Genomic DNA, 21,837 nt, shown 5'->3' on the forward strand with positions numbered 1-21,837 from the left:
GAATGGCGGAGAGGGCGGGATTCGAACCCGCGTTACCCGTTATAGGTAAACCAGTTTAGCAAACTAGCGCATTCGACCACTCTGCCACCTCTCCGACCGGTTCGGCGAGGAACTTACCCCCCTTTGGTGAGTGAGTCAAACCCTCGCGCAAATTGGACATCGCCCGCCACCTGTGGCACATTAGGCAACTATGAAACAGCTACAACAAATCGACCCCAAATCCCTCATCATCGGCTTCCTCCTCTGCGCGGTAGTTTTCCTAACCCTCGGCCTCGCCCAAGCCGAAGTCGTCAAAGTCCGCATTATCGGCATCGACAAAGGAACCTTCGAAAGCTGGGATGCCGTCAAGGTAAGTAATTAAGATTACCCAAGATTAGCTCCGAGCTTGCCAACGCCAGTGGAGAGATTAAAACTAGGCGCGATGGATATTCTTTTGCCCGTCGTGCTATTTGTTGTCGGATTTATTCTTGGTGCCTTAATCATTTGGCAGCTCAAAAAGACCGAAGCCGATGCTGCCCGCCGTAGCGCGGAAGAGATCGAAGCCTCCTTTGGGCATTTATCCCGACAAGCCCTCTTCGAAAATCAACACCAATTTCTGGAGCTGGCCCAAAGTGAATTTGCCAAACTTCAAGTCGGTTCTGGACAACAGTTGGATCAAAAAAAAGAACTGATCGATTCAAGCCTTCAAACCATTCACCGCTCATTGAAGGATCTAGGTGAAAGCACTGCGGGGCTTCGTGAACAAATTCAATTATCACGAAACCGAATTGACAACCTCAACGAGACAACCGACCAATTGCGCCTCACCCTTTCCAACAGCCAAGCACGCGGCCAATGGGGCGAACGATTGGTGGAAGATATTTTGAGCTTACTCGGAATGATGGAAGGGAAAAATTATTCCAAACAATCCAAAGAAGGCGATGGCCGACCGGACTTCACGTTTAACCTGCCCAAGGAAAAGCGCTTGAACATGGATGTTAAATTCCCCATCACCCATTATGAAAAATACCTCGCCTCAAAAGATGAAACGATTCAAGCCGGCGAAAAGAAACAATTTCTCACTGATGTGCGCAATCACGTCAACGCCGTGGCTAAGCGTTCTTACATTGACCCCGCCGGCGGCACGGTTGATTTCGTCCTGCTTTTCATTCCCAACGAAAGTATATATAGCTTCATCAATCAGGAAGACCACGAGCTGATCGATTTCGCAATGAAAAAACAAATCGTGCTCTGCTCCCCACTTACGCTCTATGCCATCCTCTCGTTGATCCGCCAATCCGTCGCCAGCTTTGCTGTCGAGAGAAAAGCTGGTGACCTCCAGAAATTAGTGCAGGATTTCAGCATCCAATGGGAGAAATACAGCGAAAAAATTGATGCCTTGGGCAAGACTCTTTTCACTGTAAACAATCATTACGATCAACTCAAAACTACCCGCGCTAGCGCTCTCGAGCGCCCAATGCGAAAAATTTTGGATTTGAAACTAGAGCAGCAGGATGAAAGCCCGCCCGCGATCACTGGAAGCAATTCAGATTGAGACTTCAATTGTTTCGCAATTCTTCTCCAGGCAACTCCGGCCACGGCAATTCGCCTTCGGGTTTGGGGAGGTTGAAACGGTTGCTGAGGGGGAGTTCCTGTTCGGATTCACCTTCCTCTTCCAACATCCGAGCTGCCTCAGCGGCGGTTTTGCCTTGGTGCAAAATGGCCATCACTGCGGAATGAACACAATCCAACGCGCAAATAGCAAACCCTATCGTCGTGAAGATTGCTTCTTCACTCAGGCCGCACTCGGAATCGAAATACAACCGGCTCCGCGTCATCAGGAGGCCCCTGTCGAAGTCCATCTCGAGCCTACACATATTGTTACGCGGCCCGATTCGGACAATCAGTTCCGCGAGTGCCGCACGAGTGTCTTCCGGAATGCGCAGCGGATGATACGCCATCACCTGTAACGCCTCGTCCTCCACCTTCACAAAGGTGTTCCAAGCGCCTTCGTCAGTGGGCAAAACCGCCCAAGCAGCCTCATTTTCCGGATCGGCTTTGAACAACACTTCCGCCTCTTCGAACTGGTTCACGACTCTTTTAAATGTATCACTCATGGTTTTCCTTTTGTTGAATTAATTTCTATACGCACGATGGCATACTCGATGGGTCAAACACTGTCCCACCCGTGATTGCCCGAATACAATTATTATGGTATCGTCAAAGCCGTATGCGGATTTTTGCTTTTGTATTGGGGCTTGTTTTTGTGTGCTTGGGAATGGCAGCAGAGCGATTGCCGGAGGTGGTTCGGTTTAATCAGGACATCCGGCCGATCCTCTCGAATAACTGTTTTTTGTGCCATGGGCCCGACGAAGGACGACGCAAAGAGAAGCTGCGTTTGGACGTAGAAGCCGCAGCCAAAAAAGAAGTCATTGTCGCCGGCAAACTTTTGGAAAGTGAATTGTGGGCGCGGATTACGGCTACCGATGTGGAAGAACGAATGCCGCCGCTTAAGTCCAAGAAAAAACTGACGCCGCATCAAATCGCGCTTATCAAAAAGTGGATTGAACAAGGTGCAAAATACGAAGGCCATTGGGCTTTCATTGCGCCGAAGCCCCCTGCCCTTCCTCAGTTGAAACCCAAATGGGGTCACAACCCCATCGATCGTTTCACCGCTGCAAAACTCGAAGCCAACGGACTGGCCCCTTCACCTGAAGCCAAAAAAGAAATCCTCATTCGGCGTGTGACTTTTGATCTCACGGGCTTGCCGCCGTCATTGCCCGAGGTGGAAGTGTTTGTAAACGACAATAGCCCAAACGCTTATGAAAAAGTCGTCGACCGCCTACTTGGCTCCAAAGCATACGCCGAGCGGATGACGCTGCATTGGATGGACGTCGCCCGCTACGGTGACAGCAGTGTGCATCACGCTGACGGCCCACGCACGATGTGGCCTTGGCGCGATTGGGTGATTAATGCCTACGACACGAACAAGTCGTTCAAAGATTTTACCATCGAACAACTCGCCGGCGACTTGCTGCCGAATGCAACGGTGGCGCAGAAAGTCGCCACCGGTTTCAATCGCAACCACGGGACGACCGACGAAGGCGGGCTCATTGTCGAGGAGTATCGCGTGGAGTACGTGGTGGATCGCGTGAAGACCACCGGCAACGTCTGGCTCGGCCTCAGCGTGGAATGCGCCCAATGCCACAGCCATAAATACGATCCCATTTCCCACAAGGAATACTACCAATTTTTTGCATTCTTTAACAACAACGCCGACAGCGGCAAACAAAGTCGGGGAGGCAACGCGCCGCCGATGGTGAATGTGGTTTCTGATGAACAACAGAAACTGCGCGATGCCGCCCAAGCTCGCCTGAAAGCCGCCACCACAAAATTAGCTGCGCGAAAAAAGGCCGCGCAAGCGGACATCGAAAAATGGGCCATCACCGCCGCGCTCAAAAACCAAGAGCAACCGCCGGAACCGGATGGCCTCATCGCGCATTTGCCATTGGATCAATTCAAAAACAAAATCACAGCCGAATTAATTGGCAAGAAAACCGCTGCCAAATTAGAAGGCGACGCACTGGCGAGTGCAGGAAAATTCAGCGGCGGACTGCGCGTGATTAAGAATGGCTTCGTCAATGTGAAAGGCATCACGCCGCCGGAATGGAATGAGCCGTTCAGCTACGGCTGCTGGGTGAAGCCCGACGCGGCAAATGCCAATGGCGCGGTTTTCAGCAAAATGAATGAGGGCAACGCCTTTCGCGGTTTTGATATTTGGCTGCAACAAGGCGCGCCCGGGACGCATATCATCAACAACTGGCCCAACAACGCGGTGAAAGTTGTCGGCAAAGAAAAAACCAAAGCCAAACAATGGTCGCATATTTTTGTAACTTACGATGGCTCGGGTAAGGCGAGCGGCACACGGGTATATCTCAACGGCAAACGCCTCGAGCACAACATCGAGGCCGATGGCTTGAGTGGCACGATCCAAACACCCGTTGATTTCCGCATCGGCCGCCGGTCCAATTCAGCCCAAGCCAACAACATCGAGATCGATGACGTGCGCCTTTACGAACGCGCACTGACTGACGCCCAAGTCGCTACCTTAGCGGGCAACGACCCCATCGCGCCTATCCTCGCCATCCCGGCCGAAAAGCGGAATACCAAACAACAAGCCGCGCTCGCCAATCATTATCTTAACTCCATCGACAAAGAATACAAAACGCTGACGACCGAAAAACAAAAGGCACAAAGCGATTTATCGGCCCTAAGTAAATCCAAAATCACCACAATGATTATGGGCGATCAAGGCACGATTCGCCCTACTTACGTTCTTGAGCGCGGCCATTATTCGCATCCGCGCAAGGACGAGGTCATCAAACCCGGCGTGCCCGCATTCCTGCCACCGCTGCCAAAGGGCGCACCGCAAAACCGCCTTGGCCTCGCGCAATGGCTTACGCGCCCCGACCATCCACTAACGGCCCGCGTGGCGGTGAATCGTTATTGGTCGCTGCTCTTCGGCAAGGGGCTTGTGAAAACGGTTTCGGATTTGGGCACGCAAGGCGATTGGCCTTCGCATCCGGAGTTGCTTGATTGGCTGGCCACGGATTTTGTGAAGCACGGCTGGGACATCAAACGCACGCTCAAACAAATTGTGATGAGCGCCACGTATCGACAATCCTCGCGCGTCACCCGCGAGTTGTTCGCTCAAGACCGCTCCAACGCCCTGCTTGCGCGCGGCCCGCGCTTTCGTTTGCAAGGCGAGTTTGTACGCGACAACGCGCTCGCGGTGAGTGGATTGCTCGTGCGAAACATCGGCGGACCCAGCGTGAAGCCTTATCAACCGCCCGGCCTTTGGAACGAAGTGAGCCTCGGCGGCAACGTGCGTTTCCGGCAGGACAAAGGCGAGTCGCTCTACCGGCGAAGTATGTATACCTACTGGAAACGCTCCGCGCCTGCGCCCACGATGACCATTTTCGATGCGCCGACACGCGAGAAATGCCTCGTGGAACGCCCCCGCACCAACACGCCATTGCAGGCGCTCGCCACTCTGAATGATCCACAATTTGTTGAAGCCTCGCGGCATTTGGCGGAGCGAATGATGAAGGAAGGCGGTAAATCGCCGAAGGATCGCGTTGCGTTTGGTTATCGAGTGGTCGCGGCGCGTGCGCCTAAGGCGTTGGTTTCGCAAATCCTTTCCAGCGCGTTCAATGAAGAATTTGAGCATTACAAAAAGAATCCCGAAGCCGCCACCAAGTTGTTGGCTGCCGGTGATTCCAAACGCGACGAATCACTCAACGCCACCGAGCACGCAGCGTGGACTATCATCGCCAGCATGTTACTGAACCTGGACGAAGTCATTTCCCGTCTCTAAACATTATGAATCCACTTTACGAAAATGGCCTACTGCAAACCCGGCGGGAACTTATTTTTAATTCCGCCAAATGCCTCGGCGGCGCGGCGCTCGGCTCGCTGATGGCGCCCAACCTCATCGCTGCGCCCCGCGCTAATAATGGCATTGGCGGCTTGTCCGGGCTCCCCCATTTTGCGCCCAAAGCGAAGCGCGTGATTATGCTCTTTTTCTCCGGTGGCCCAAGCCATATCGATATGTTCGATTACAAGCCGGCGATGCGTGGCTTCCACGGCACTGAACTTCCTGACTCCATTCGCAATGGCCAACGCATCACGGGGATGACCAGTGGCCAAAAATCGTTTCCGTGCGTCGCGCCAATGTTCAAATTCAAACGCCACGGCGCGCACGGCACTTGGGTGAGCGAGTTGCTGCCGAACATCGCCGGCATCGTCGACGACGTCACGCTCATCAAAAGCATGCACACCGAGGCGATCAATCACGATCCCGCCATCACTTACATTCTCACCGGCACCCAACAACTCGGCAAACCCAGCTTCGGCTCGTGGATTAGTTATGGGCTCGGCAGTGAAAACAAGGATTTACCCGCGTACCTCGTGATGATTTCCAAAGGACGCGGCCAAAGCCAAGCCCTTTACTCGCGCCTGTGGAGCAGCGGATTTCTGCCCAGTAAACATCAGGGCGTCAACCTCCGCAGCGGACGCGAGCCGGTACTCTTCCTCAAAGACCCCGAAGGCATCGACCGCCCGCTGCGCCGCCGGATGCTCGATGGTATTGCAAAAATTAATCAGGAACAATTTTCCGAGTTCGGCGATCCCGAAACTCAAACCCGCATTTCACAATACGAGATGGCCTTTCGGATGCAGGCGAGCGTGCCGGATTTGATGGATGTTTCCAAAGAACCCAAAGCCGTAAAAGAAATGTACGGCAAAGACACCGCCAAGCCCGGCACCTTTGCCAGCAACTGCATCCTTGCCCGTCGGATGGCCGAGCGCGGCGTGCCGTTCATTCACCTCTTCCATCGCGGCTGGGATCAGCACGGCGCGTTGCCCGTGAAACTGCGCCAGCAATGCGAAGACATCGATCAACCCGTGGCCGCGCTCATCAAAGATTTGAAACAACGCGGGATGCTAGACGAAACCCTCGTCATCGTCGGCGGCGAATTTGGCCGCACCATTTACTCTCAGGGCGCCCTCTCCAAAACCAACCACGGCCGCGATCACCACGGCCGCTGCTTCACCACACTGGTTGCCGGCGGAGGATTCAAAGGCGGCTACGAACACGGCGCCACCGATGATTACAGCTACAACATCACGCGCGACCCCGTGCACATTAACGACCTCAACGCCACCCTCCTCCAACAAATGGGCATCGACCACGAACGCCTCACCTACCGCTTCCTCGGCCTAGACCAACGCCTCACCGGCGTGGAGGGTGCGAAAGTGATTCCGCAGTTGGTTGGCTAACTTTCTTCGCTGGCGTGACAGGCAAAAGTCTGCTTGCCGTCATGCTTACCGCAAGCCGGATTTCGTTTTTCGAACCACGGCACTAGCAGTGTGTCCACGAGTAATTGGAAAAGGTGGTAGAGCACCAGTGGCACTGCGCCGTAGGGGTTGGTGGCGAAGAAATTGCTCCAGACGTAGATGCCGTTGGGAAGGGTTTTTTGGGATCCGTTGAGCATCATCGCAGTGCGATCGGGCCAGTCGAAACGGAGCCAGCCGGAGAGGAGGTAATTCCAGGCGAGTAATGCGAGGTGCAGAATGGCGCACGCGGCTAAGAAACGCAGGACGATATTAGGCGCGCCTTGGAGTTGTTGGGCGCCGGAGGCGAAGCCGGTGTAAACGAACATCAAAATAATAAACTGCGGCACGATGCGAATGAAGGGGCGAATGGGTTCAGTGCGTTCCCAAAGTAATGGGCGAAGCAATTGCCCGGCAGCGATGGGGAGGAGCACCATATAAACCATCCGCAACATCATTTCGCCCACGCGAAAATCGACATCTGCGCCAATGCTAATTTCCAAGATAAATGGCGTGAGCAAAAAGGTGAGGCTATTGGAGGCGAGGGTGCAAATGAGGGCGAGTTCGCGGTTGCCGCCGGCCATCATGGTGAGGGCAATTGCGGAGGCAAGGCTGCCGGCTTGGGCGGCCATAATCATCATTGCGGGGAGGAAATGTTCATTGCCCGCGGGTGCGAACCACACGCCCAACCCAAAAGCCAAAGCGGGCGAAAATAAATAAATACTGAGCAGCACAGGAATGACGGCTTGAAAGTTGGTGGCTTGTTTCACGAGGCTTGAGGTATCCATCGTGAACCCGGCAATGCCCAGCATGATGCCGACGAAGACAGGGATGACCCAGCCGGATTCTTTAAGTGTTAACCCCGCTTGGGGTGCAATAATTCCTACGGGGATGAGCAGGATCAGCGCGGCGAGAAACCAATAACGCCGGACGAAATCGCGATTAAGATCCATCAGCGCACTCCCATCACTTTATGCAAATCGCGCGCCATCATGCCCATGGTGAGGTAGCGTTTCTCGGGGACATACTCAATGCATTTCAGGATTAGTTCTTCCAATAAAACGGGGATGTTCGGATTGAATTTGCGCGGCTTGCGGATGAGATATTTTGGGTTGAGTTGGTTAGTGAGTTTTTCCTTGGAGCTCTGACCCTCGAAGGGTTTCACCTGCGTGAGCATTTCGTACACGGTAACGCCAAAGGAATACACATCGGCGCGCTGATCAAAGCGCCAACCATTCACGACTTCCGGAGCCATATAAAGCGGGGTGCCGGATTTGCGGTCAAACTTCATCGGCGAATCGGGGATGGGTTGCGCGGTATCAAAGTCACACAAATACAACGTACCTCCGCGGCTAATGATGAGGTTCTCCGGTTTCAAATCGAGGTGCATGATCCCCTGTCCGTGGAGGTGCACTAATCCCGCGCAGAGATCGATAATCATATCGCTGAGGATTTCCTCGAGCATCGGATCTTCGCGCACGTTCATTTCGCGCAGGTTTAATCCCTCCACATATTGAAGCACGGCATACTCGCGTCCGCTGATTTTGCCGCTGTCGTGAAAGGTAATTACATTACGATGAGGGGCGAGTTTAGACATAATTTCACAACCATGACGAAACAAGGTGGGTCCATTTGATCCGGACCCGAAAGTGTCATGCATTACCCGCAAGGCAAGGCTCCGACCCTCCGGATCGGCAACCAGCCAAATCGTGGCCAGTCCGCCCTGAGCGATGCGCTCTAACAGGCGGTAGTCACCGAATTTACCATTTTCTACCAGTTGAATCTTTGTCTCCTTTGTATTATGCCGATGAGGCCGCGTACTGGGCAATCCAAACGGGGAACGGGGATTGTTTCAATAAAAATCACTTGGCGCAGCGGGGATTAGACGCTGTACTGCGGCACTTGCGACATACGGTTGCCATCCTAATTTATTTAATCTGCGTGTTTTTGGGCGCGGCACTCCTCTCGCCCCTAGCGTGGAAGGCGGTTTTTTCTGATTGGGCTTTCCTGCAATTCCTGAACGACCACGATGATTTCCACCGCTATTTCAACCGCTGCCTGTTAGGCTTGGCCTTGCTGGGGCTGGGATTGTTGTGCCGGTATTCCGGCATTCAATCTGCATTGGAAATCGGCTGGGCACATCCCCGCAAACATTGGCCGGGGCTGCGCAACGGCCTTCTACTCGGGCTCGCTTCGCTGACGGCCGCGGCTGCCCTGCCCCTCCTCACTGGCGCGCGGGAATGGCTTCCCACACCCGGACTCGCCGAATGGACCCGGCATTTCGCAAACGCTTTGCTAGCTGGAGTTTTAGTGGCAGTGATGGAAGAAACCCTTTTTCGCGGCGTGCTCTTTGGTTTGTTGCGGCGTGATTTGCCGTGGCGTTGGGCGGCGGTGATCGGCTCCCTCTTTTTTGCAGCGATGCATTTTCTGGATCAAAAACCTGAACTGGAATCCATCACTTGGGCCTCCGGTTTCTCGGCACTGCCGGCGATGGTTCACGATTTTGAGGACGACCCGTATTGGGCCGCAAAATTCATCAACCTAACGTTGGCGGGAATTATCCTTTGTGCGCTTTGGCAACACACGGGAAATCTTTTTTGCTCCATCGGCGTACACGCCGGCTGGATTTTTTGCCTGAAGACCAATGGGTTTCTCACAAAATCGACCGCTGAAACCGCATCAACCTTTTGGGGCAACGGCCAAATCAGTGACGGCTGGGCTGCGACACCCTTGCTGGCATTGATGCTTTGGTACATAATACAAAGCAATGAAGAGCGCCCTCCACCTGAATGAGGTTTTGAAGGGGCTTGCCTTCCCGGAGGTTTGCCAAGTGTGCGGCATATCACAAGCTGATGCAGCAAATGGATTCACCTGCCGAAATTGCCGCTCTCAGATTTCCCGGACTAAACCTCCTTGGTGCGAACAATGCGGACTCCCGTTTGGGGGAGCCGTGGGTGAGGCGGTCACCTGCAAAAATTGCTACGAGGCAAAATGGCAATTTGCCTGTGCGCGTTCAATTATGGCTGCCCGCGGATTGGTGCGCGAAGTTATTCATCGCTACAAATACAACCAACACGAATTCTTTGAACCGTTGATGATTCTGTGGCTGCATAGCTGCGGCTCGTTATTTCCTGACCAGCCGCAATGTATTGTTCCAGTTCCATTGCACCCGGTAAAAGAACGGGAGCGCGGCTTCAATCAAGCCGAGCGATTAGCAGCCGGAGTCGCAAAATATTTGGGATTGCCCATGGAAACAAAGTTTTTGCGGCGCGTGAAATACACCAAAACTCAAACGAATCTAACCCGCAAGGAACGCCTAGCCAATATGCACAATGCGTTTGAAGCTCCAGGCCGAATGCCATTTTCGCGCTTATTATTGATCGATGATGTGATGACCACCGGATCCACAGCCAGCGCCTGTGCGGCGGCACTCCGAGGGGCTGGAGCCGCAAGAGTGGATGTGTTGACACTTGCGCGCGGCATGCCCGATTAGTTTTGGCTTGAGGAAGAGGCATGTTTGCCCGACATAATCCCCAACGGCTGCATTGCCGTATTATGGCTGAAAAACCTAAAAAAACTCTCGGACTAGAAACCGTTGAACCGGCGGTCACACCGCCCCCCGCGGAACAGGAACCGGACTTCGAGAAAAAACCTGTAATCACCGGCACCATTCGCAAACGTGAAATCCCGCAAGGACTGTGGACCAAATGTCCCGAATGTGAGGAATTGATTTTCGACAAGGAACTGGAAGAAAATTTGAAGGTGTGCCCGAATTGCGATCACCACTTCCCCACAACCGCCCACGCGCGAATCGCGTCACTCACGGAACCGGATTCGTTCGAAGAATTTGATGCGGATATGATTAGCGTAGACACGCTTGAATTCACCGGCACTGCCGCTTACGCGGACAAGCTCGTGAAGCACCGCGAGAAAACCGGCCTGAAAGACGCGGTCATCACCGGCATCGGGCGCATCGGAAATCACGATGCGGGATTGGCAGTAATGGACTTTAATTTCTTAGGTGGCTCAATGGGGTCGGTGGTTGGCGAAAAAATCACCCGCATCGTAGAAGCCGCCACGGAACGACGATTACCCGCGATTATTATTTCCAGCAGCGGCGGCGCGCGGATGTACGAAGGGATGTTCAGCCTCATGCAGCTGGCCAAAACCAGCGCTGCCATTGCGTATCACGGCCGCCAAAAACTTCCGTACATCAGCGTACTCACCCATCCTACCACGGCGGGGGTGATGGCGAGCTACGCCAGCCTTGGTGATTTGATCATTTCTGAACCCAAAGCGATGATTGGATTTGCCGGGCCCCGCGTGATTAAAGACACCACACAAAGCGAACTGCCCGAAGGATTTCAAACGGCCGAGTTTTTGATGGAACGCGGGTTGATCGACGCAATCGTCCCTCGCACAGAATTGAAAGCACGGTTGAGCGAGTACTTGGATTACCTCTGCGGCGAACTCAACTAAAGCTTAGGCTTCAGTTTAGCATAAATTAAATCCGATGCTTCGCGATCACCAAATACGCCCACCCGAATTGATAGTTGAGTGAGGTCAGTAGATTTGCTTTTCACTTTAAATGTGACGTTCCCGAAATCACTCTGCGCGGTGATCATGCCTGAAAACGCTTTCTTGTCATTCTTCTGAACTTCAAACTTGAGTTCCTTGCATGTTTGCTCCACCGCAGCAAACACTTCATCAAAGGATTTGGATGAATCTACTTCAAGATCACCACCGACAAATTTCACTAAACCCGCACCAACCCCAACGGCGGCCACAACCAGGCAAGCGGTTTGACTCGCAATGATGACCCCGGCGACACAGCTAATTAATAATTGTTTGATTTTCATAAAGCCTCCTTGATGCCGAAGGCATCGCTGCGAAAGTAGAATCAGATTGACCTGCCGTCAAGAGAGAGCGCGAGTGAGTTATTAACACGGCCGATCCACCCAGCCGTCAAAGTCAACGCTTGCGCTGAGCTTTTGGCGATGTAAAAATAAATGCACACCAGTGGCTGACTCAACACCATTTCCCGTACCCGAAAATGAGGCCGCGCGACTTAAACTGTTGCGCGGACTGGAGTTCACACAAACCAATCTTTCGGGAGATGTGTTGACGAATGCAACGGAACTTGCCACCCACATCGCAGGCACACCTCAAGCTTGGATCGCCATGGTTGAGAAGGATTCCACCAACCGCATTGCCTGTTCGGGCTGTGAGCCGGACACCATTCCGCGTGCGGGTTCTCATTGCGCACTGGCCATTATGAATGTTGAACCCACGGTCATCAGCGATGCCACCGTTGGTGAATATGGATTTTACGCAGGGTTCCCCATTCAAATAAACAACCTCATTGTGGGGACCCTTGCAGTGGCCAGCCCGGATTTGCATCAACTTTCCGATTCGCAAATCAATCAACTGCAACTTCTTGCCAATCAATGCGGCTCACACCTGAGCCTGCAATACCGCATGGCCACCTTGGAATCTGAAAATGCCGAGTTGCTCATTCAGGAACTGGGCGTGGAGTTAGCCGAAGAAAAATACCGCAGTATATTTGAAAATGTCCAGGAAGGCATTTTCCAGACCACCGAAGAAGGCCAGTTTATTTCAGCGAATCCAATGTTGGCAAAAATCTATGGATTTGATTCGCCGGAAGATCTGATGGCTAATTTGAACGATATTTCAAGCCAACTTTATCTTGAACCGGACCGACGCAATGAATTTGTAAAGCGCATGAACGTTCAGGATGTCATTCATGATTTCCAATCACCGGTACGTCGCCAGGACGGTGAGTTGATTTGGATTTCCGAAAATGTCCACGCGGTGCGCAATAATGCAAACGAGTTGCTTTATTTTGAGGGAACAGTGGTTGATATCACTGAACAAAAGAAAGCTGAGCAAGCATTACACGCCTCAGAATTGCTGTACCATTCACTGGTCGAAATAATTCCGCAAAATATTTTGCGCAAAGACACTGACGGACGGTTTACTTTTGCCAACCAACGGTTTTGCAAACTGAACAACCGGACATTTGATGAGATTATTGGTAAAACCGATCACGATTTGTTCCCAAAAGAACAAGCGGACAAGTATCGCCGCGATGATATCCGGGTGATGGAGAATGACGAAACCTATGCCACCACTGAAATCCACACTCAACCCGATGGCACCGAACTGCACGTCGAAGCGATCAAAACCCCGCTCCATAATGAGGCCGGGGAAATCACCGGCTTGCAGTGCATGTTTTGGGATGTCACCGAACGCCACCTCATGGAGGAACAATTGGCTTACGAACGCGACTTGTTAAATGCGTTGCTAGAAAATGTTCCGGATCGAATTTACATTAAGGATACCGAGTCGCGGTTCATCCGTGGCAGTGCCGCGCTCGCCCGACGATTGAGTTTGAATTCATCCGAGGAAATCGTCGGCAAAACGGATTACGATTTCCACCCGGAAGAACAAGCGCGGGAATTCCATGAAGACGAACAACGCGTGATTCTCACCGGCAAATCGATCATCAACAAAGTAGAGCAACAAACAAGTGAAGAAGACCGAACCGTTTGGGCTTCAGTCACCAAAGTCCCGTTTCGAAACCGCTCTGGATTAGTCACGGGGATCATTGGCATTTCGCGTGACATCACTGCTTTAAAATTAGCTGAAGAAGAAAGTGCGCGCGCACGGGACCTTGCTTTGGAAGCGGCACAAGTGAAAGCGCAATTTCTTGCTGTGATGAGCCACGAAATCCGGACGCCAATGAACGGGATCATCGGCATGATCGACCTCCTGCTTTCCTCAGAACTATCAGATGATCAACGTGAATATGCCCAAACCGTCCGCACCAGCGCCGATGCGCTGCTCGATATTCTCAATGACATTCTGGACCTCTCGAAAATTGAAGCCGGGCACCTCGAGTTAGAAAAAGCAGAGTTTTCACTTCGAACCGTAATGGAGGAAGCGGTCGAACTTCACGCCCTCCGAGCTGAAACCAACCAAATCGAACTCAATGCCAATGTCTCCCCGGAATGTGAAGGGCGTTACCGTGGCGATGCAGGTCGGCTTCGGCAGGTGTTGCTCAACCTTGTCAGTAATGCCGTAAAATTTACCGAGCAAGGAGAAGTGCAGGTCTCAGTAAACCGTCAGCAGGAAACTGATGCGGGCGTTGAGCTGCATTTTTCGGTTCGCGATACTGGCCTCGGGATCAGCCCCGACGAACAGGAAAAAATATTCGAAGCCTTCCGGCAAGCTGATGGATCGAGTAACCGCCGTTATGGTGGTACCGGGCTCGGCCTTTCCATTTCGCGGCAACTCACCGAAATGATGGGTGGCCGTATGTGGCTTAAAAGCGTGCCGGGCGAAGGATCAATATTTCATTTCACAGTGCACCTAGAACATACGGCGAATGAGCCGCAGATTCCAGATAACGAGCTCGAAGGCCGCAAACTCTTGGTCGTTGTCCCGAATGATTTTGCACGCGAAGCCCTCGCCCAATACGCCAACGATTGGCACATGAACCTCACCACCGCCGCCACCGGCGAAGGCGCACGCCAACGACTCAATGACCACACACGGTTTGATCTTATTTTGGTGGATCTCGCCCTTGATGACGAAGACAGTCTGAACCTGATCCAGGAAATCCAATCCCACGAGACACATCGCGAGGCCAAAACCATTCTCCTCACCTCACGCCGACACAAGGTGGATCCCGGGCTGCTACGCACACTTGGCGTGGCCGGCACGTTATCCAAACCATTGCGCCGCAGCCGCCTGCGTCAAGTTTTGCTTAATGTAATGACGGGAGTGTTGCCTGCCCCAAAATCGGTTAAATCAAATAATGCAGCAAATCATCGTTCTCTACGCATTCTGGTCGCAGAAGACAATCCCATCAATCAACGGGTAGCCACACTGCAACTCAATCAATTAGGCCATAGAGTTGAGTTATGCAATGATGGTCAGAGTGTACTGGATACAGATATCAGCGGATTTGACATGATATTAATGGACTGCCAAATGCCCAATATCGATGGTCTGGAAGCCACCCGAACGATTCGCCAACGCGAGCAGACAAACCCCAGGCAACAAAATATATACATCATCGCGATGACCGCCAACACCCAAGAGGATGACCGAAGCGCATGTTTTGAGGCCGGAATGGATGATTTCATTTCAAAACCCGTACAACTGAAGGAACTTGAATGTGCATTGAATAAACCACTCGGATTGGAATCTGAAACTGATTCAGAAAACCCGAGCACCGTTTTGCTTGACGATTCCCAACTTGATCAGTTCCGCGCAAATGACAATGACGATATGCTCAGCGAATTGGTTTCTATGTATCTTACTGAAACAGATGGACAGATCGGATCACTCAAAACACAGCAAGATCCGGACACCGTGGCGCGCATCGCCCATCAGCTCAAAGGCAGTAGCGCCAACCTTGGCGCACGCCAGCTAGCCGATGCATTTTCGCGCCTTGAAGCTTCGGCTAACCTTGGCAATCTCGAGGCCACGGGCGACTTGATCGGAGAAATACAAGGCACATTCGATCGAACGCGGGTAAAACTCAATGCCTTGCTTGGGCATTAATCGTTGACTTTGACAACCCACCACGTCCCCTTTAGATTTACCCCAATGGAAGCACTGCACGCACCCTGGCGCATCGAATACATTCTCGGCCCCAAGCGTGCAGAAGGCAAAGGTTCCATTTTTACAACCATTGCACAATCCACTGATGACCAAGCCAACCACGTGATTGCCCGCGGCAAATCCTGCTTCGCCGTGATGAATAATTTTCCGTACAACGCCGGCCACCTCATGATCGTCCCCTATCGCGAAGTACCCGATTTGGCCGATCTCAATAACGAAGAACTACTCGAACTAATGCAGCTTTGTCGCCGATGCCAAGCCGCGCTGCGAGAAACTATGGATCCTGGCGGATTTAATATCGGCCTCAACCTTGGCCAAGCCGCCGGGGCCGGCATTCAGGAACATTTGCATTTACACGTGCTACCCCGCTGGAATGGAGACACCAACTTCATGCCTGCTCTCGGTCAAACCACCGTCATCCCCGAAGCAATCACCGAGACTGCTGCCAAACTCCGCGCTGCACTTGCACAGAATTAATATGGCGGAAACGACACTCACCTTCGACAGTGCCCGGCAAGCCCAGCAATTATTCGATAACGACCCACACAATCTCAACCTCCTGAAGGAACAACTCCAAGTAAACGCCACTGCACGCGACGGCTGGATTAAACTTGAAGGTGAGGAAAGTGCGATCGCCCGTGCCAAAATTGTTTTTGATTCCCTCCGTGAACAATTGAATTCCGGCCAACACCCCCGCCAACGCGAAATACTTAAAGCGATCCAAACCGTAAAAGAAAATGGCGCCGACGCCCTCAAAAGCCTCAACACCCATCGTATCACCACCTCTCCACGCAAGCCGCAGGTCATCCCCAAAACCATCGGCCAAAAAACTTACCTCGATGCCATTACCGCCCACGATGTCACCTTCGGCATCGGCCCCGCTGGCACGGGCAAAACCTATCTCGCCATGGCGATGGCCGTCAGCGCGCTGTACCGCGGCGAAATCTCGCGCATTATTCTCACCCGCCCCGCCGTGGAAGCCGGTGAAGCGCTGGGGTTTCTGCCCGGCGATTTGCGCGAAAAACTCAGCCCCTATTTGCGGCCCCTGCACGATGCACTCACCGACATGATGCCCGTAGAGGACGTGCAGAAACACATGGAACGCGAAACCATCGAGATTGCACCGCTCGCATATATGCGCGGGCGAACACTCAACAACGCGTTTGTGATCCTCGATGAAGCGCAGAACACCACCAACGAACAGATGTTTATGTTCCTCACGCGACTGGGTTACCATTCAAAAGCAGTCGTCACCGGCGACCCAACTCAGATCGACCTGCCCTCCTCAAAACAATCCGGCTTGGTTGAAGCGCGACTCACGCTTGAAAAGAACACAGACATTTCCATAATCGAATTCAGCAGAAAAGATGTGGTGCGACATCCGCTCGTGCAACAAATCATTGAAGCCTACGAAACCCGCCGCAGCAAATGAAACAGCTCAGCGTCGGCAACCAGCAAAGACGCTACCCCGTGGCCACCCGCGAAGCCCGCAACGCAACCGGAATATTGATGGATGAATTGCTGGAACTTGATGCTTACGATTTATCCATCCTATTTGTGAACGAAACCCGAATGGCGCAGATCAACAAAACTTACCTCCAACACGAAGGCCCCACAGACATCATCACGTTTGATTATTGCACCCCCACCCTGCTCCACGGCGAATTGGTAATTTGCCCCGCCGTGGCCAGCGAGCAAGCTAAAAAATACCGCGCCAGCCTTGGCCGTGAATTCGCACGCTACATCATCCACGGCGTGCTGCACCTCCAAGGTTTCGACGACCAAACACCCTCCGTCCGGCGTAAAATGAAGGGCGAAGAAAACCGCCTTCTTCAAAAACTTGCGCGACGTTTTCCGATCGATTCCCTTGCCCATGGATGAAAACGGGCACGGCATTATCCTGCGCGTCCGGCCCCTGACCGAGACAAGCCTCATTGTCCATTGGCTCACCCCCGAGCACGGTCGCCTTGGCACTGTAGCCAAGGGGGCGCGTCGCGCTAAAAGCACTTTCCGCGGAAAACTGGATTTACTATTTGAAGGCGGATTTGCATTTCGTCGGAGCCGAAAATCCGACCTCCACATTTTACGAGAAGTAAACATTCAAACCACCCATGCCGACCTGCGCAATGACATTCCGCGGCTTCAACTCCTTGCCTACGCCACTCGGTTCGTTGAAAGTGCCACCGAACCGGAAAACTCTTTGCCCGGAATCCACGCTATTTTCTCCACACTACTCAACCACCTTGACACCCATCCCACACGCCCCGCTCTCGTCTACGCATTGGAAATTAAACTGCTCAACGAACTGGGCCTTGCCCCTTCTCTTGATGAAGCCCGCCTTAATGACGGTACGCGCGACCTTCTTAACCACCTTGCAATTCTGAATTGGAAAGCCATCACCCAGTTGAAACCCACCCGACCGCAAGCCGAAGCCGCTCGCCAGTTTCTCGGCAACTTCATCCAACACAACCTCGGGAAAACACCAAAAGGCCGCGACACCGCCTTGGGAATTTAAGAAACTCAGCAGAACAGATTTAAATAGTCCGCGCTATACGATCGCTGCATCCACCCATTTATCGTGTTCACGAATAAGCTCCACTAAACTTTCCACGGCCTCGGCTTCGGGAATGTTGAAACGCACCGGATCGCGACCAACATATAAATTAATCTTCCCCGGCGCGCCGCCCACATAGCCAAAATCCGCATCCGCCATTTCGCCGGGGCCATTCACGATGCAACCCATGATTGCAATCTTTACCCCTTTGAGGTGCTCCGTTCGCGCTTTGATGCGCGCAGTCACTTCCTGTAAATCAAACAACGTCCGACCGCAACTCGGACACGCCACATAATCCGTCTTAAACGATCGGCAACCCGCCGCCTGTAAAATATTAAACGCCAATTGAAGCGCCCGCCCCGCACCACGTTCACCACGCACCAAGATTGCATCCCCAATGCCATCACACAATAACGACCCAATCACCACCGAAGCACGCAGCATCGCGATGTTTGATTCCAGCACAGTTTCTCCACAACCCAAGCAGTCCTTCAACAAAATTGGATTACGAATCCCCTTCAATTTCAACTGTCCCGCCAACAAACGAAACGCGGTGATGACCGGCAACCGAACACCATCAGCCACGGTGATCAACTGTGTATCGCAATTCACTGTGAATTCCCCACGCGGGTCCACTTCCATCACATTCAATTCTTCATAAACTGCCTCCGGCCGCACATCCGCGCCAGGCTTAATGCGCGGGGCAAGCTTCTCCCACGCGACTTCGGGAAGAACCACACGAACAGTTTGCCCGCCACCACATTTCACGCCCTCAGCCAATTCAATTTCCGGCGTTTCGCGCCGTTGATAATTAAACGGGTCAAAGGCCAATGGCACCTTGGGCACCTCCGTATCGACAGAACTCAGTTCAGGGATTTGTTCAATGAGATCCTTGCAGACTGCAATTTCATTCGGGGAATCTTCAGTCAGCGACACCCGAATCGTATCGCCCAATCCATCGCACAGCAGCGACCCAATTCCAATCGCGCTCTTGATCCGGCCATCTTCCCCCTCACCCGCTTCGGTGACGCCAAGGTGCAGCGGATAATTCCAATCAGGCCCTAATTCCGCCAAGCGTGCGGCCAGCAATCGATAACATTCGACCATCACCTTTGGGTTGCTTGATTTCATCGAGAATTTAAAATTATGAAAATCCCGCGAGCGGGCAATCCGGGCAAACTCCAGCGCGCTCTCCACCATCCCCAACGGCGTATCGCCGAACCGATTCATAATACGATCACTCAGCGAGCCGTGGTTCGTGCCAATCCTCAGGGCTCGTCCGCGAGTTTTGCATTCCTCCACAAGCGGTGCAAACTGCTCTTCAATGCGCGCCAATTCGGCAGCGTATTGTTCATCCGTGTATTCGCGAGCGGCAAATTTTTTGGAGTCCGCGTAATTTCCGGGATTCACCCGCACCATCTCACACCACTTCACCGCTTCCATTGCGGCGTCCGGTTTGAAATGGATATCGGCCACCACCGGCACATTTGATCCGCGCGCGCGAATGCCGGCGACGATGGGTTCCAAATTGGCCGCATACTTTTTGGTTTGCGCGGTGATGCGAACAATCTGGCAGCCCACTTTAACCAATGCCATCGACTGTTCCACGCACGCATCGGTGTCGAGCGTGCTGCAAGTGATCATCGATTGTTGAACGATGGGTTCATCGCCGCCCACCACAACCTCACCAATGTTCACTGGCCGCGTTTCCCGGCGCGCATGGCGGTAGGGTGAAGCGCAGTAGTCCATTTATTTACCGGGCGCGGTCTGCTTGATTTGTGTGTCGCGATTAAAAATGTCATGCAGCAAAGGCACCCGTTTTACATCGGCGAAAGTAACAAACAGAAAAAAGCCAAGCAACAAAACCGCAAACACCGTGGTGAAATATTCTTGCACCCGCACGCTCACTGGTTTTTTGCGCACCCATTCCACAAGTGACAATAGGATATGTCCGCCATCAAGCACCGGCACAGGCAGCAAATTCAAAATCGCAAGGTTGATATTCAGCAACACCAGAAAACTCAATGCAAGGCGAAGATCGGTGTTCACTTGAATGGATAGCATCCCAAAAATGCCAATCGGCCCGCTCAAGTCCTTGGCGCCCACGCCGGATTCTTGCCCGCGCCCGAGCGCCTTAAACGTGATCGCCACCTTGTTAAGCACATCAGAAATTTGAGCCATCGGTGTTGGGCCTGGGCGTTGTTCCACATATCGAATTGGTTCCGGTTTGAACACCAAACCAATGGGCTGAGCTAAACCGATGCCCAATCTGCCATCCCGTGGTGTGATTTTTACTGTCTGTTTTTCGTTGGCTGCAGAATCAGCAAACACATGCACCTCAGTGCCCGCAGTGGTGAACGTCACGGGATTGTTTCCCTCGTTGGCGTCGCTGGAAGTTTTGTGGAATTGAATTTCATCGCCATCAACACGCGCGAAATAGTCAACCCCAATCGCCAATCCTTCGGGAGCTTTGGTGGCGGTAATTCGCACTATTTCGCCGGTGATCAACCCGTGCTCTTCACCCAGCTCCACATAATTTCCCGAGGGCTCGACCCGCTTCAATACTTTTTGTGTGCGTTCGGTTTCGAGCGTGATTTCGTTGTCATCACTAGCGCGAATGATTCCGATAAACTGACTCACACTGCTCACCGACTCCCCATTGGCTCTGTGAATGATATCGCCCGGCCACATATCTGCATCCATTGCCGGCGTTGATTGCAGTGGCTCAAGATCCCAGCCGATTTTGCTCAACAACAAATCCCATGTGCCGTGTTCCAGCTCTGGGATCGCACCCACGGAAACGCGCGGGTGTTGCGGCGTTGCAAATGGCACGACCACTTCTTTTTTGTCACGCTCAACGGTGATGGTTTTTGGGCTGCCCGGATTCACCAATGCAAGATCGAGAAAATGATACTGACTATAAACCGGCTGATCGTCCACTTTGAGAATGCGGTCATCCGATTTGAGTCCGCTCCCGATAAAAAGACCGCCCTGATTGGCTTCGCCCAATTTGCCGACAACCATTTCGTCGTGATTATCTAACCGCAGCCGCCGGATGCCACCATCCCAAGTGCCGGCGGGCGCATCGAACGTGTGCGTTTTATCTCCCCGTACGATTTTTAATTTTACTGTGGAACCCTCGCTGTCGAGCACAGTGTAAACCACATCCTGCCACGCTTCGACCGGCTTGTCATTAATGGCAACAATTCGATCCCCCGGGCGCACGCCAATTTTATATTCCTCGGAATGCGAAGCGACATAGCCAATCACCGGCTCACTCACTTGTCGGGGCAACCCAATTTGCCAAAGCAACACCGCAATGACGATAGCGAACACCACATTCATCAATGGCCCGGCGAATGCCACAAGAATTTTTGATAATGGTGAAACCGGCGGCAACTCCTCCGGCGACCCTTCTTGATTCCTCTCTCCTTCGCCCTCCCCCCTGCCTTTTCCTTCATCTGAATCTGCCGTGCCCTCGATGGCTTCGCTTGTGAGCATTTGCGGCAACTTCACAAACCCGCCCGCGGGAATGGCACGAATGGAGTAAAGAATTCCTTCGTGTTCTTTGCTCCAAATGATGGGGCCAAAACCGATGGCGAATTCTTCCACCACCAAGCCGCGCTTGAGGGCGACCCAGAAATGGCCAAATTCGTGCACAAAAATTGCCGCTCCAAAGAGCAGGAAAACCACGCCAATGACGTACAGGATGTTTAAAATTTCAGCCATAGTTTGAGTTCAAAGTGAAATCAAGGGGC

At 52.8% G+C, this 21,837-nt stretch carries 18 protein-coding genes and 1 tRNA gene; 12 read left to right on the plus strand and 7 right to left on the minus strand.

Annotated features, from left to right (window positions below; genetic code table 11):
• Positions 1-3: 3 nt before the first annotated feature.
• A tRNA-Ser gene (locus H8E27_09015) sits at positions 4-94 on the minus strand.
• Positions 95-190: 96 nt separating this feature from the next.
• Here H8E27_09015 and H8E27_09020 point away from each other — a divergent pair.
• Entirely contained in the window at positions 191-361 is a 171-nt protein-coding gene (locus H8E27_09020; protein ID MBC8325751.1) for a hypothetical protein, read from the plus strand.
• Between the two features lie 60 nt (positions 362-421).
• Entirely contained in the window at positions 422-1,534 is a 1,113-nt protein-coding gene (gene rmuC / locus H8E27_09025) for a DNA recombination protein RmuC (protein MBC8325752.1), read from the plus strand.
• A gap of 4 nt (positions 1,535-1,538) precedes the next feature.
• On the opposite strand, the gene H8E27_09030 is transcribed toward rmuC, so the two are convergent.
• A complete protein-coding gene (locus H8E27_09030) occupies positions 1,539-2,072 on the minus strand; it encodes a hypothetical protein (protein ID MBC8325753.1) in 534 nt (177 codons plus the stop codon).
• A 185-nt stretch (positions 2,073-2,257) separates the two neighbouring features.
• On the opposite strand from H8E27_09030, the gene H8E27_09035 reads away from it, so the two are divergent.
• Both H8E27_09035 and H8E27_09040 read left to right on the plus strand, forming a co-directional pair.
• The gene (locus H8E27_09035; protein MBC8325754.1) at positions 2,258-5,356 is read left to right on the plus strand and encodes a DUF1553 domain-containing protein; all 3,099 of its coding nucleotides are present in this window, start codon (positions 2,258-2,260) and stop codon (positions 5,354-5,356) included.
• 5 nt (positions 5,357-5,361) lie between these two features.
• Entirely contained in the window at positions 5,362-6,819 is a 1,458-nt protein-coding gene (locus H8E27_09040) for a DUF1501 domain-containing protein (GenBank protein ID MBC8325755.1), read from the plus strand.
• Here the strand turns inward: H8E27_09040 and H8E27_09045 are convergent.
• Both H8E27_09045 and H8E27_09050 read right to left on the minus strand, forming a co-directional pair.
• Positions 6,816-7,826, minus strand: coding sequence for a bile acid:sodium symporter (locus H8E27_09045; GenBank protein ID MBC8325756.1), 1,011 nt, complete (start codon positions 7,824-7,826; stop codon positions 6,816-6,818). The genes H8E27_09040 and H8E27_09045 overlap by 4 nt on opposite strands.
• The gene (locus H8E27_09050) at positions 7,826-8,701 is read right to left on the minus strand and encodes a serine/threonine protein kinase (GenBank protein MBC8325757.1); all 876 of its coding nucleotides are present in this window, start codon (positions 8,699-8,701) and stop codon (positions 7,826-7,828) included. The genes H8E27_09045 and H8E27_09050 overlap by 1 nt, the downstream gene beginning before the upstream one ends.
• A 74-nt stretch (positions 8,702-8,775) precedes the next feature.
• On the opposite strand from H8E27_09050, the gene H8E27_09055 reads away from it, so the two are divergent.
• From H8E27_09055 to H8E27_09065, 3 genes are all read left to right on the plus strand, one after another.
• Positions 8,776-9,666, plus strand: coding sequence for a CPBP family intramembrane metalloprotease (locus tag H8E27_09055; protein ID MBC8325758.1), 891 nt, complete (start codon positions 8,776-8,778; stop codon positions 9,664-9,666).
• Positions 9,641-10,366, plus strand: coding sequence for a ComF family protein (locus H8E27_09060; GenBank protein MBC8325759.1), 726 nt, complete (start codon positions 9,641-9,643; stop codon positions 10,364-10,366). The genes H8E27_09055 and H8E27_09060 overlap by 26 nt, the downstream gene beginning before the upstream one ends.
• 62 nt (positions 10,367-10,428) lie before the next feature.
• On the plus strand, positions 10,429-11,352 hold the full coding sequence (locus tag H8E27_09065; GenBank protein MBC8325760.1) for an acetyl-CoA carboxylase carboxyltransferase subunit beta: 924 nt from the start codon (positions 10,429-10,431) through the stop codon (positions 11,350-11,352).
• On the opposite strand, the gene H8E27_09070 is transcribed toward H8E27_09065, so the two are convergent.
• Positions 11,349-11,732: a DUF3568 family protein gene (locus tag H8E27_09070; protein MBC8325761.1), complete on the minus strand. Its 384-nt coding sequence runs from the start codon at positions 11,730-11,732 to the stop codon at positions 11,349-11,351. The two genes, H8E27_09065 and H8E27_09070, sit on opposite strands and share 4 nt — an antisense overlap.
• A 160-nt stretch (positions 11,733-11,892) precedes the next feature.
• On the opposite strand from H8E27_09070, the gene H8E27_09075 reads away from it, so the two are divergent.
• From H8E27_09075 to recO, 5 genes are read left to right on the plus strand one after another with little or no spacing between them, the layout of a single operon-like run.
• Positions 11,893-15,465, plus strand: coding sequence for a PAS domain-containing protein (locus H8E27_09075; protein MBC8325762.1), 3,573 nt, complete (start codon positions 11,893-11,895; stop codon positions 15,463-15,465).
• A 45-nt stretch (positions 15,466-15,510) separates the two neighbouring features.
• Positions 15,511-16,002: an HIT domain-containing protein gene (locus H8E27_09080; protein MBC8325763.1), complete on the plus strand. Its 492-nt coding sequence runs from the start codon at positions 15,511-15,513 to the stop codon at positions 16,000-16,002.
• Position 16,003: 1 nt separating this feature from the next.
• Complete coding sequence (locus H8E27_09085; protein ID MBC8325764.1) at positions 16,004-16,957, plus strand: PhoH family protein; 954 nt, start codon at positions 16,004-16,006, stop codon at positions 16,955-16,957.
• Positions 16,954-17,406, plus strand: coding sequence for an rRNA maturation RNase YbeY (gene ybeY, locus H8E27_09090; GenBank protein MBC8325765.1), 453 nt, complete (start codon positions 16,954-16,956; stop codon positions 17,404-17,406). The genes H8E27_09085 and ybeY overlap by 4 nt, the downstream gene beginning before the upstream one ends.
• Positions 17,399-18,040, plus strand: coding sequence for a DNA repair protein RecO (recO, locus tag H8E27_09095; GenBank protein ID MBC8325766.1), 642 nt, complete (start codon positions 17,399-17,401; stop codon positions 18,038-18,040). Before ybeY ends, recO begins: the two co-directional genes overlap by 8 nt.
• A gap of 33 nt (positions 18,041-18,073) precedes the next feature.
• On the opposite strand, the gene ispG is transcribed toward recO, so the two are convergent.
• Together ispG and H8E27_09105 are read right to left on the minus strand one after the other, a co-directional pair.
• The gene (gene ispG, locus H8E27_09100; GenBank protein ID MBC8325767.1) at positions 18,074-19,828 is read right to left on the minus strand and encodes a (E)-4-hydroxy-3-methylbut-2-enyl-diphosphate synthase; all 1,755 of its coding nucleotides are present in this window, start codon (positions 19,826-19,828) and stop codon (positions 18,074-18,076) included.
• Entirely contained in the window at positions 19,829-21,808 is a 1,980-nt protein-coding gene (locus tag H8E27_09105; protein MBC8325768.1) for a site-2 protease family protein, read from the minus strand.
• Between the last annotated feature and the right edge of the window lie 29 nt (positions 21,809-21,837).

The sequence above is a fragment of the Limisphaerales bacterium genome (genome assembly GCA_014382585.1).
Lineage (GTDB): Bacteria > Verrucomicrobiota > Verrucomicrobiia > Limisphaerales > UBA1100 > JACNJL01.

What these genes read in the sequence shown, in the direction of transcription:
- H8E27_09020 (MBC8325751.1), top strand. Translation starts at nt 191, where the DNA reads ATGAAACAGCTACAACAAATCGACCCCAAATCCCTCATCATCGGCTTC.
- rmuC (MBC8325752.1), top strand. Translation starts at nt 422, where the DNA reads ATGGATATTCTTTTGCCCGTCGTGCTATTTGTTGTCGGATTTATTCTT.
- H8E27_09035 (MBC8325754.1), top strand. Translation starts at nt 2,258, where the DNA reads ATGGCAGCAGAGCGATTGCCGGAGGTGGTTCGGTTTAATCAGGACATC.
- H8E27_09040 (MBC8325755.1), top strand. Translation starts at nt 5,362, where the DNA reads ATGAATCCACTTTACGAAAATGGCCTACTGCAAACCCGGCGGGAACTT.
- H8E27_09045 (MBC8325756.1), bottom strand. Translation starts at nt 7,826, where the DNA reads ATGGATCTTAATCGCGATTTCGTCCGGCGTTATTGGTTTCTCGCCGCG.
- H8E27_09060 (MBC8325759.1), top strand. Translation starts at nt 9,641, where the DNA reads ATGAAGAGCGCCCTCCACCTGAATGAGGTTTTGAAGGGGCTTGCCTTC.
- H8E27_09065 (MBC8325760.1), top strand. Translation starts at nt 10,429, where the DNA reads ATGGCTGAAAAACCTAAAAAAACTCTCGGACTAGAAACCGTTGAACCG.
- H8E27_09070 (MBC8325761.1), bottom strand. Translation starts at nt 11,732, where the DNA reads ATGAAAATCAAACAATTATTAATTAGCTGTGTCGCCGGGGTCATCATT.
- H8E27_09080 (MBC8325763.1), top strand. Translation starts at nt 15,511, where the DNA reads ATGGAAGCACTGCACGCACCCTGGCGCATCGAATACATTCTCGGCCCC.
- H8E27_09085 (MBC8325764.1), top strand. Translation starts at nt 16,004, where the DNA reads ATGGCGGAAACGACACTCACCTTCGACAGTGCCCGGCAAGCCCAGCAA.
- ybeY (MBC8325765.1), top strand. Translation starts at nt 16,954, where the DNA reads ATGAAACAGCTCAGCGTCGGCAACCAGCAAAGACGCTACCCCGTGGCC.
- recO (MBC8325766.1), top strand. Translation starts at nt 17,399, where the DNA reads ATGGATGAAAACGGGCACGGCATTATCCTGCGCGTCCGGCCCCTGACC.
- ispG (MBC8325767.1), bottom strand. Translation starts at nt 19,828, where the DNA reads ATGGACTACTGCGCTTCACCCTACCGCCATGCGCGCCGGGAAACGCGG.
- H8E27_09105 (MBC8325768.1), bottom strand. Translation starts at nt 21,808, where the DNA reads ATGGCTGAAATTTTAAACATCCTGTACGTCATTGGCGTGGTTTTCCTG.